The sequence below is a fragment of the Phenylobacterium sp. genome (assembly GCF_036402295.1).
Classification (GTDB): domain Bacteria; phylum Pseudomonadota; class Alphaproteobacteria; order Caulobacterales; family Caulobacteraceae; genus Phenylobacterium.
Window position 1 is genome coordinate 1 of sequence record NZ_DASWTE010000084.1, and the last position, 8,038, is coordinate 8,038.

General features: G+C 70.1%; 9 protein-coding genes and 1 pseudogene. 6 read left to right on the forward strand and 4 right to left on the reverse strand.

Features of this window, described 5'->3' with window-relative positions; all coding sequences use genetic code 11:
- Both VGD44_RS05685 and VGD44_RS05690 read right to left on the reverse strand, forming a co-directional pair.
- A pseudogene (locus VGD44_RS05685) lies at positions 1-294 on the reverse strand (ferritin-like domain-containing protein); the annotation flags it as partial.
- A 63-nt stretch (positions 295-357) separates the two neighbouring features.
- A complete protein-coding gene (locus tag VGD44_RS05690) occupies positions 358-1,350 on the reverse strand; it encodes a zinc-dependent alcohol dehydrogenase family protein (RefSeq protein WP_331084782.1) in 993 nt (330 codons plus the stop codon).
- 74 nt (positions 1,351-1,424) lie between these two features.
- Here VGD44_RS05690 and VGD44_RS05695 point away from each other — a divergent pair, with 74 nt between their 5' ends.
- The 5 genes from VGD44_RS05695 to VGD44_RS05715 all read left to right on the forward strand — a co-directional run bounded on the left by VGD44_RS05695 (position 1,425) and on the right by VGD44_RS05715 (position 5,445).
- Complete coding sequence (locus tag VGD44_RS05695) at positions 1,425-2,360, forward strand: cation diffusion facilitator family transporter (RefSeq protein ID WP_331084785.1); 936 nt, start codon at positions 1,425-1,427, stop codon at positions 2,358-2,360.
- Between the two features lie 70 nt (positions 2,361-2,430).
- Entirely contained in the window at positions 2,431-3,120 is a 690-nt protein-coding gene (locus tag VGD44_RS05700) for a glutathione S-transferase family protein (RefSeq protein ID WP_331084799.1), read from the forward strand.
- Positions 3,101-4,249, forward strand: a complete 1,149-nt coding sequence (gene queG / locus VGD44_RS05705) for a tRNA epoxyqueuosine(34) reductase QueG (protein ID WP_331084787.1) — start codon at positions 3,101-3,103, stop codon at positions 4,247-4,249. Before VGD44_RS05700 ends, queG begins: the two co-directional genes overlap by 20 nt.
- A 45-nt stretch (positions 4,250-4,294) precedes the next feature.
- Positions 4,295-5,017, forward strand: a complete 723-nt coding sequence (locus tag VGD44_RS05710) for a DUF899 family protein (protein ID WP_331084789.1) — start codon at positions 4,295-4,297, stop codon at positions 5,015-5,017.
- 83 nt (positions 5,018-5,100) lie between these two features.
- On the forward strand, positions 5,101-5,445 hold the full coding sequence (locus VGD44_RS05715; RefSeq protein WP_331084791.1) for a DUF1330 domain-containing protein: 345 nt from the start codon (positions 5,101-5,103) through the stop codon (positions 5,443-5,445).
- Here the strand turns inward: VGD44_RS05715 and rfbC are convergent.
- Complete coding sequence (gene rfbC / locus VGD44_RS05720; protein WP_331084793.1) at positions 5,442-5,999, reverse strand: dTDP-4-dehydrorhamnose 3,5-epimerase; 558 nt, start codon at positions 5,997-5,999, stop codon at positions 5,442-5,444. The genes VGD44_RS05715 and rfbC overlap by 4 nt on opposite strands.
- Positions 6,000-6,032: 33 nt before the next feature.
- Here rfbC and VGD44_RS05725 point away from each other — a divergent pair, with 33 nt between their 5' ends.
- Positions 6,033-7,055: a glycosyltransferase family 2 protein gene (locus VGD44_RS05725; RefSeq protein WP_331084795.1), complete on the forward strand. Its 1,023-nt coding sequence runs from the start codon at positions 6,033-6,035 to the stop codon at positions 7,053-7,055.
- Here VGD44_RS05725 and argE read toward each other — a convergent pair.
- On the reverse strand, positions 7,039-8,038 hold a 1,000-nt coding region (argE, locus tag VGD44_RS05730; RefSeq protein ID WP_331084797.1), incomplete at its 5' end, for an acetylornithine deacetylase. The genes VGD44_RS05725 and argE overlap by 17 nt on opposite strands.

Here is an 8,038-nt window from a genome sequence, read left to right on the forward strand (position 1 = left end):
GTTGATGAAGGCGACGCGCTGCAGCGGGTCGCTCAGCGTTTCGGCCACGTAAGGCAGCTTCAGGAAGCCGACTTGATCTTCGGGCATCAGCGCCTGGGTCTTGATGTCCCATGGCTCGTCGAAGTCGATGTATTTCTTGTCGAGCGGGTCCCAGAAGTGGTCGTGGGTGGCGCTGATGATCTTGTCGAAAGCCGTCGAGCGCTCGCCGTAGCGGTCCAGGGTCAGCATCGACTCGAAGTCGTCGGGCGCGACGGCTCCGTACATGGCGTCCTTGGTGATGTTGCCGTCGGCCATCGCGAGTCTCCGATCCCCAAGAGAACGGCGATCAGTCTCACGCTTGACGTCGGGGCCGTCAAATCAGGGCACGAGCACGGCGGCGCCGACCAGCCGGCCGGCGCGCAGATCGTCGAGCGCGGCGTTGGCCTCGCGCAGCGGATAGGCGACCGCATGCGCCTTCACGCCCACGGCGGCCGCCAAAGGCAGGTAGTCGCGAGCGTCCTGCCGCGTGAGGTTGGCCACCGAGACCAGCCGGCGTTCCTCCCAGAGCAGGGCGTACGGGAACTGCGGGATGTCGCTCATGTGGATGCCGCCACAGACGACGATCCCGCCCTTGCGGACGGCGGAGAGCGCCGCGGGGACCAGCGCGCCCACCGGGGCGAAGATGATGGCGGCGTCCAGCGGCTCGGGCGGCGGATCTTCGGCCGCGCCGGCCCAGGCGCAGCCGAGCGATCGGGCGAGGTCCTGGGCCGCCGTGTCGCCGCGACGCGTGAAGGCGAAGACCGCCTGGCCTTCGTGCACCGCGAGCTGGGCCAGGAGATGGGCCGCCGCGCCGAAGCCATAGAGGCCCAGGGCGCGCACCGTCCCGCCCTCGCAGGTTTTGCGCCACGACCGGAAGCCTATCAGGCCGGCGCACAGCAGCGGCGCCGCCTCGAGGTCGGACAGGCCATCGGGCAATGGGAAGCAGTAGTCGGCGCGGGCAATCACCGTGTCCGCGTAGCCGCCGTCGCGGGTCCAGCCCGTGAAAACGGGCGCGTCGCAGAGGTTCTCCCGCCCCTCACGGCAGTACGGGCAGACGCCGCAGGTCCCGCCCAGCCAGGGCACGCCCCGCCGCTCGCCCAGCCGGACGCCTTCGACGCCGGGCCCGATGGCGTCCACGCGGCCCACGATCTCGTGGCCCGGGATGACCTGCGACTTCCGGGGTGCGAGCTCGCCATCGACCACGTGCAGGTCGGTGCGGCACACCCCGCACGCCGCCACCCGCAGGCGCAGCTCGCCCGGCCCCGGTTCGGGGTCGGCGCAGGCCTCGGCGACGAGCGGCGTGCGTGGGGACTTGAGCACCATGCCCAGCATGGCCCGCTACCCTACAGACCGATCCGTCGCGCGTCGTGATTTCGCGCAACGACCGCAGCCGCTACTTTGGGAGCATGAGCGCACCCCGCCTCTCGCCGTCCGAAAGCGCCGCCCTCACCCGCCGGGTCACCCTCTTGTCCGTAGCGACGGCCGCGGTGCTGGTGGTCATCAAGTTCGCCGCGTGGCTCGCCTCCGACTCCACGGCGCTCCTGGCCTCGATGGCCGACTCCGGACTGGACCTCATCGCATCGCTCGCCACCGCCTTCGCCGTGCGCTACGCGGTTGCACCGCCCGACGCGGAACATCGCTTCGGCCACGGCAAGGCCGAGGCGTTCGCGAGCCTGATGCAGGCTGGCCTGGTCTTCGCCTCGGCCGCCCTGATCGCGCGCGAAGCCGCTACGGACCTTCTCGACCCGCACCCGCTGCGGCAGGAAGGCTGGGCGATCGGCGTGATGCTGATCTCGACCGTGTTGACCCTGGGACTGATCGTGGCCCAGACGCGCGTGCTCCGTCGCACGTCCTCCGTGGCTGTCTCTGGCGACCGCGCCCACTACGCCACGGATGTCGCCTCCAACGTGATCGCGCTCGCGGGCATCGCCGCCTCGGCGCTGCTGGGCATGAACGGGCTGGACGCCGCCGCCGCCATCGCCATTGCGGCGCTGCTGCTCTGGGGCGCCGTGGGCGTGTTCCGGGAGGCCTCCAGTCAGCTCATGGACCGCGAACTGCCAGACGCCGATCGCGCCCGCATCGTGAGCCTCGCCACGGAAGACGCGCGGCTCACCGACGTGCATCAGCTGCGCACCCGAGCCTCGGGGCCCTACATCCACATCCAGATGCACGTGGACCTGGACCCGCAACTCACGCTGGAAGCCGCGCACGCCGTGATTGTCGCCGCCGAGAAGCGGATTCTGGCGGCGTTCCCGACGGCCGACATCATCATCCACGCCGACCCGCGCGGCCGCGCCGAACCGCATGGCGGCGCCTTCGCGGAAACCGGTGCGACACAGTAAACGCGCCCTTAAGGCGAGCGGCGTCTGTTGGGAGTCCGTTGATTCGCGTATGAGCGCGCCCCTACTCCCCATGACCGTCGAACGCACCCTGCATCACTTCCCCCTCGATCCCGCCTCGCGCCAAGTGCGCCTGGTGCTGGGCGAGAAGCGGCTGCCGTTCGTCGACAATCCGGTCCGCTACTGGGAGCGCCCGCGCGAGCTCACGCGCCTGAACCCGTCGGGCATGGTCCCGGTGCTGGTCGAGAAGGAGGGCGAGGGCCCGCCGCTGGCGCTGTGCGAGACGCGCGCCATCGTCGACCACCTGGAGGAGACCTACGCCGAGCCAAGCCTGTTCTCGCCCGACCCGGCCGAGCGCGCCGAGACGCGGCGGCTGATCACCTGGTTCGAGCGCAAGTTCGAGTTCGAGGTCTCGGGCTACATCCTGCACGAGAAGATCGAGAAGCGACTGCTGGGCCTGGGCGCCCCCGAGCTCGCCAACCTGCGCCTGGGCAAGGACGGGCTGAAGAACCACCTGTTCGTGCTGGACGAGCTGCTGCAGGCCCGCGAGTGGCTGGCCGGCAAGCGGCTGTCGCTGGCGGATTTCGCGGCCGCAGCCCATCTGTCGGTCATCGACTACTTCGGGGACGTGCCGTGGCGCGACTACCCCGCCGCGAAGACGTGGTACATGAAACTCAAGTCCCGGCCGTGTTTCCGGCCGCTCCTGGCGGACCGCTGGCCGGGGCTGGCGCCCGCCGGCCACTATGACGACCTCGACTTCTGAGCGCGAAGAGCTGATCCGGGCCGAGGCCCTGATAAGAAAAGAGGCTGGGGCCCTCGGCTTCGACCTCTGCCGCTTCACCGACATCGACGAGGCCTGGCCCGCCGCCGCGCGGCTGATGGACTTCGTGGACGCCGGCCGGCACGGCGAGATGGGCTGGATGGCCGAGACCGTCGAGCGGCGGAAGCATCCCCGCGCCATGTGGGAGGGCGCCCGCTCGGCCATCGTCCTGGGGGTCAACTACGGGCCCGACGCCGACCCGATGGTGATCCTGGGCGAGCCGACGAGGGGCGCGATCAGCGTCTACGCCCAGGGCGACGACTACCACGAGGTGATCAAGTCGCGACTGAAGGCGCTGGCCCGCTGGCTGCAGGCCCGATTTGGCGGCGAGCTGAAGGTGTTCGTCGACACCGCGCCCCTGCTGGAGAAGCCGCTGGCCGAACGGGCGGGCGTCGGCTGGCAGGGGCGGCACACCAACCTCGTCAGCCGCGAGTTCGGCTCGTGGCTGTTCCTGGGCTCGATCCTGACCACGCTGGAGCTTCGGCCCGACTCGCCCGAGCCGATGAACTGCGGCTCCTGCCACGCCTGTCTCGACGTCTGCCCGACGAACGCCTTCCCCGCGCCGTTCCAGCTCGATGCGCGGCGCTGCATCTCGTACCTGACGATCGAGCTCAAGGGGCCCATCCCGCGCGAGTTCCGCGAGGCTCTGGGCAACCGCATCTACGGTTGCGACGACTGCCTGGCCGTCTGCCCCTGGAACAAGTTCGCGAGCGTCGCCCGCGAGCAGAAGCTGGCGGCGCGCGACGCGCTGAAGGCTCCCTCGCTGGCCGAACTCGCCCGCCTCGACGACCCGGCCTTCCGGGCGCTCTTTTCCAAAAGTCCGGTCAAGCGCATCGGCCGCGACCGCTTGGTGCGCAACGTGCTCTACGCGATCGGCAACTCGGGCGACCCGGCGCTGGCCGCTGAGGCTCGCCGCCTGCTGGACGATCCGTCGCCGCTGGTGCGCGGCGCGGCGGTCTGGGCGCTGTCGGGGCTGCTAGGCAAGGCGGAATTCGACGAGCTGCGGACAGCGCGTTGTCGGGATGAGGCCGACCCGGACGTCCTCGGAGAGTGGGCCGCCCAGGGACCTTGAGATCGGGGTGGCCGGTTGAAGAGGTTCAAAATGGGAGACGAAGTCATGCCCGACGATCTTGCCCTGCAGCCTGCCGAGGCGCTGGTGCGGAAGAACGCCGCCAGCCAGCCGAACGAGAGCGCCCAGTATCGCGAGGCCCGCGAGGCGCTGCTCGTCGAGGAGATCCAGCTCCGCCGCCACATCGAGCGCGTCGCCGCCCAGCGCCGCGCCCTGCCGCCGGGCGGCGAGGTGAAAGGCGACTACCAGTTCATGGGGGAAGGCGGCAGCGTGGCCGGGGCCAATCCGGTCGGCCTCGCCGAGCTGTTCGGGGATAAGGACACCCTAGTGGTCTACAACTGGATGTACAGCCCCAAGCGCGTGCGGCCGTGCCCCATGTGCACCGCCTTCCTCAGCAGCCTCGACGGCAACGCCGACCACATCCGCCAGCGGGTCGCCCTCGCGATCGTCGGCCTCTCGCCGATCGAGCGGCAGATCGCCTTCAAGGTGGAGCGCGGCTGGAAGAACCTGCCGCTCTATGCCGACGTGAACGGGCGGTTCAGCCAGGACTACCGGGCCATCATGGAGGACGGGACCGACACCGCCGCCACGAACGTCTTCACCCGGCGCGACGGGACCATCCGTCACTTCTGGGGTGAGGAGATGGGTTTCGATACCGCCGACCCGGGCCAGGACCCGCGCGGCGCGCCGGACCTGATGGTGCTGTGGAACATCCTGGACCTGACGCCGGGTGGCCGCGGGACCGACTGGTACCCGAGCATCACCTACTGACGCCGTTCCGTTACCTCCGGCGTAATCGACCCTGTGCACGTGGCGTCCCATCCTTTCGTCACAGCCGCGAAAAGGAGCGCCCCATGACCGCTTACGCCATCGGCCATCTCACCGAGGTCCGGATGGGACCCGGCGTCGTCCGCTACCTGGAGGGGATCGACGCTACGCTCGCCCCGTTCGGCGGCCGTTTCATCATCCACGGCGAGCCGCCGGAGGTGAAGGAAGGGCGCTGGACCGGGACCCTGATCGTCATCGCGTTCCCGGACATCGCCGCCGCGCGCGTCTGGTACGACAGCCCCGCTTACCAGGCGATCCTGCCCCATCGCGCGGACAACGCCGACGGCGTCATCATGCTCGTCGACGGCACGCCGGCCGACCACAAGGCGACCGACGTCCTGCCGCCGGAGCTGCTCGCGGCCGCGCGTTAGGCGAAGCTGACCGGGCCCAAGTCCTTCAGCCGCGGCAGCAGCTTGTCCTTGTCGGACAACAGCGGCTCACCGTCGACGGGCCACGGGATCGCCAGGTCAGGGTCGTTCCAGATCAGCCCACCCTCGCTCTGCGGCGCGTAGGGCGCATCGACCTTGTAGAAGATCTCGCAGTCCGGCGTGATCGTGCAGTAGGCGTGGGCGAACCCGCGCGGGACCCAGAGCTGCTCGCCACGCTCGGCCGTCAGCTCGGCGCTGACCCACTTCCCGTAGGTGGGCGAACCCTGCCGGACGTCGACCGCCACGTCGAAGATCGCCCCGCGCAGGGCCCGGATCAGTTTGCCCTGCGCATCAGCGCCGGTCTGGAAGTGGAGCCCGCGAAGGGTGCCTTTCGCGGCGCTGAAGGCCTGGTTGTCCTGCACGAAGGTGGTGTCCGCCGCGGTCCCGGCCAGCGCCCGCTCGCTCCAGGTCTCCGAGAACCAGCCGCGTGCATCGCCATGGCGCTTGGGCGTGATAAGCAGCACGTCGGGGATGGCGAGCGGCGTGATCGTCGTCATGGGAATCCAACTGGGAGCAGGTGAAGTCGTCGCATGGCGCAGCGAACGGACGATGACAAGGCCCCGGCGGTCACCGTCTGCGTCATCGCCTTCAATTCAGGACCGACCCTGCACACCTGCCTCGAGCACCTGGGCGCGCAGACCTTCCGCGACTTCGAGGCCATCGTCATCGACAACGCCTCGCCCGATCCGGGCGACACGGCGATCGCAGCCGGGTTTCCCTGGGTTCGGCTGATCCGCAACGCCGAGAACCTGGGCTTCACCGGCGCCGGCAACCAGGGCGCCCGCGAGGGGCGGGGGCGCTGGTACGTACTCCTGAACCCCGACGCCTACGCCGAGCCCGACTGGCTGGAGCGCCTGGTGGCGGCGGCCGGACGCCACCCGCAGGTCCAGTCGTTCACCTCGCGCCAGATGGTGGCTGAGGAGCCGGGCCTGCTCGACGGCCTGGGCGACGTGATGAGCATCACCGGCATTCCCTATCGCGGGGGCTACCTGAACCCCGACCAGGGCCAGGCGCGCGAGGGCGAGGTGTTCAGCCCCTGCGGCGCGGCGATGATGATCGACCGGACGCTGTTCCTCAGGCTCGGCGGCTTTGACGAGGACTTCTTCTGCTACGGCGAGGACGTGGACCTGGGCTACCGACTGCAGCTCGCGGGGGAACCCACCCTGCTGGTGCCGGACGCCACCATCCACCATGTGGGTTCGGCCTCGACCGGCGGCCGCAAGTCGGAGTTCGCGGTCTTCCACGGCACGCGCAACCGCTTCTGGGTGCTGTTCAAGAACACGCCGGCGCTGCTGCTGCCGCTGGTCGTGCCGCTGCATCTGTTGGCGCTGATGCTGATCTACGCGCGCCGCGAGAACCGACCGCACATCCGGCTGATCCTGCGCGCGGTGCGGGCGGCGTTCGCCGGCGCACCGAAGATCTTCCGCACCCGCCGCGACGTGCAGAAGCTGCGCCGCGCCTCGCTGGGCCAGGTGGCGGGCGCGATGACCTGGAACCCGCGGGACCTGTCCGGCCGCCGCCCCGTGATCCGGCCCCTCAGGCCTCTTCGCTAGCCCACTCGATCAGGCGACGCATGAAAGTGGCCCCACGCTGCATCTGGGCGACCTCGACGTATTCGTCCGGCTGGTGAGCCTGATCGATGGAGCCCGGCCCGCAGATCACCGTCGAGAACCCGGCCTGCTGGAACTGCCCCGCCTCGGCGGCGAACGCCACCACCCGCGGCGGGCCGTTGTCGCCGGCCATGCGGCGGGCGAAGACCTCGGCGGCCCCGTCCCGCTCGGGCATGAACGGCGGCACATCGGTGCGCAGCTCGACGACGACGCCCGCCTCGGGGAAGCGGGCCTTCAGCGCCCGATCCATCGCCTCGGCCTCGGCCAGGAACGGCGCGACGATCTCGGCTGGCGTCCGCGGGCCGGGCGAGCGGACGTCGAACACGAAATGGCACTCGCGGGCGATGATGTTGTGCGCCGTACCGCCGTTGACCATGCCGATGGTCAGGGTCGGGCCCTTGGGCGTGAACGGCGACGCCGGATCGGCCTCGTCCTGCAGGCGCGCCGACAGCGCATTCAGCGAGGCCATCAGCTTCACCGCCTCCATCACCGCCGAGACGCCCAGATGCGGCTGGCTCGAGTGGCATTCGCGGCCGGTGACGGTGACGTGGAAGGTGGCGATGCCCTTGTGGCCGTTCACCGCCTCCATGTTGGTTGGCTCGCCCACCAACACGACGGCCGGCTCGGGCAGCTCGCGGCGGATGACTTCGATCATGTGCGGCGCGCCCAGGCAGCCGATCTCCTCGTCGTACGAGAAGGCCAGGTGTACCGGCTTCTTCGCGGTCTTCGAAAGCTCGGGCGCCGCGGCCAGCGCCAGCGCCAGGAATCCCTTCATGTCGCAGGTTCCGCGCCCGTAGAGCCGGCCGCCCGTCTCGGTGAGCGTCCAGGGATCGGTGCTCCACGGCTGCCCGTCGACCGGCACCACGTCTGTGTGGCCCGACAGCACGACGCCGCCTTCGACGGCCGGCCCGATGGTCGCCATCAGG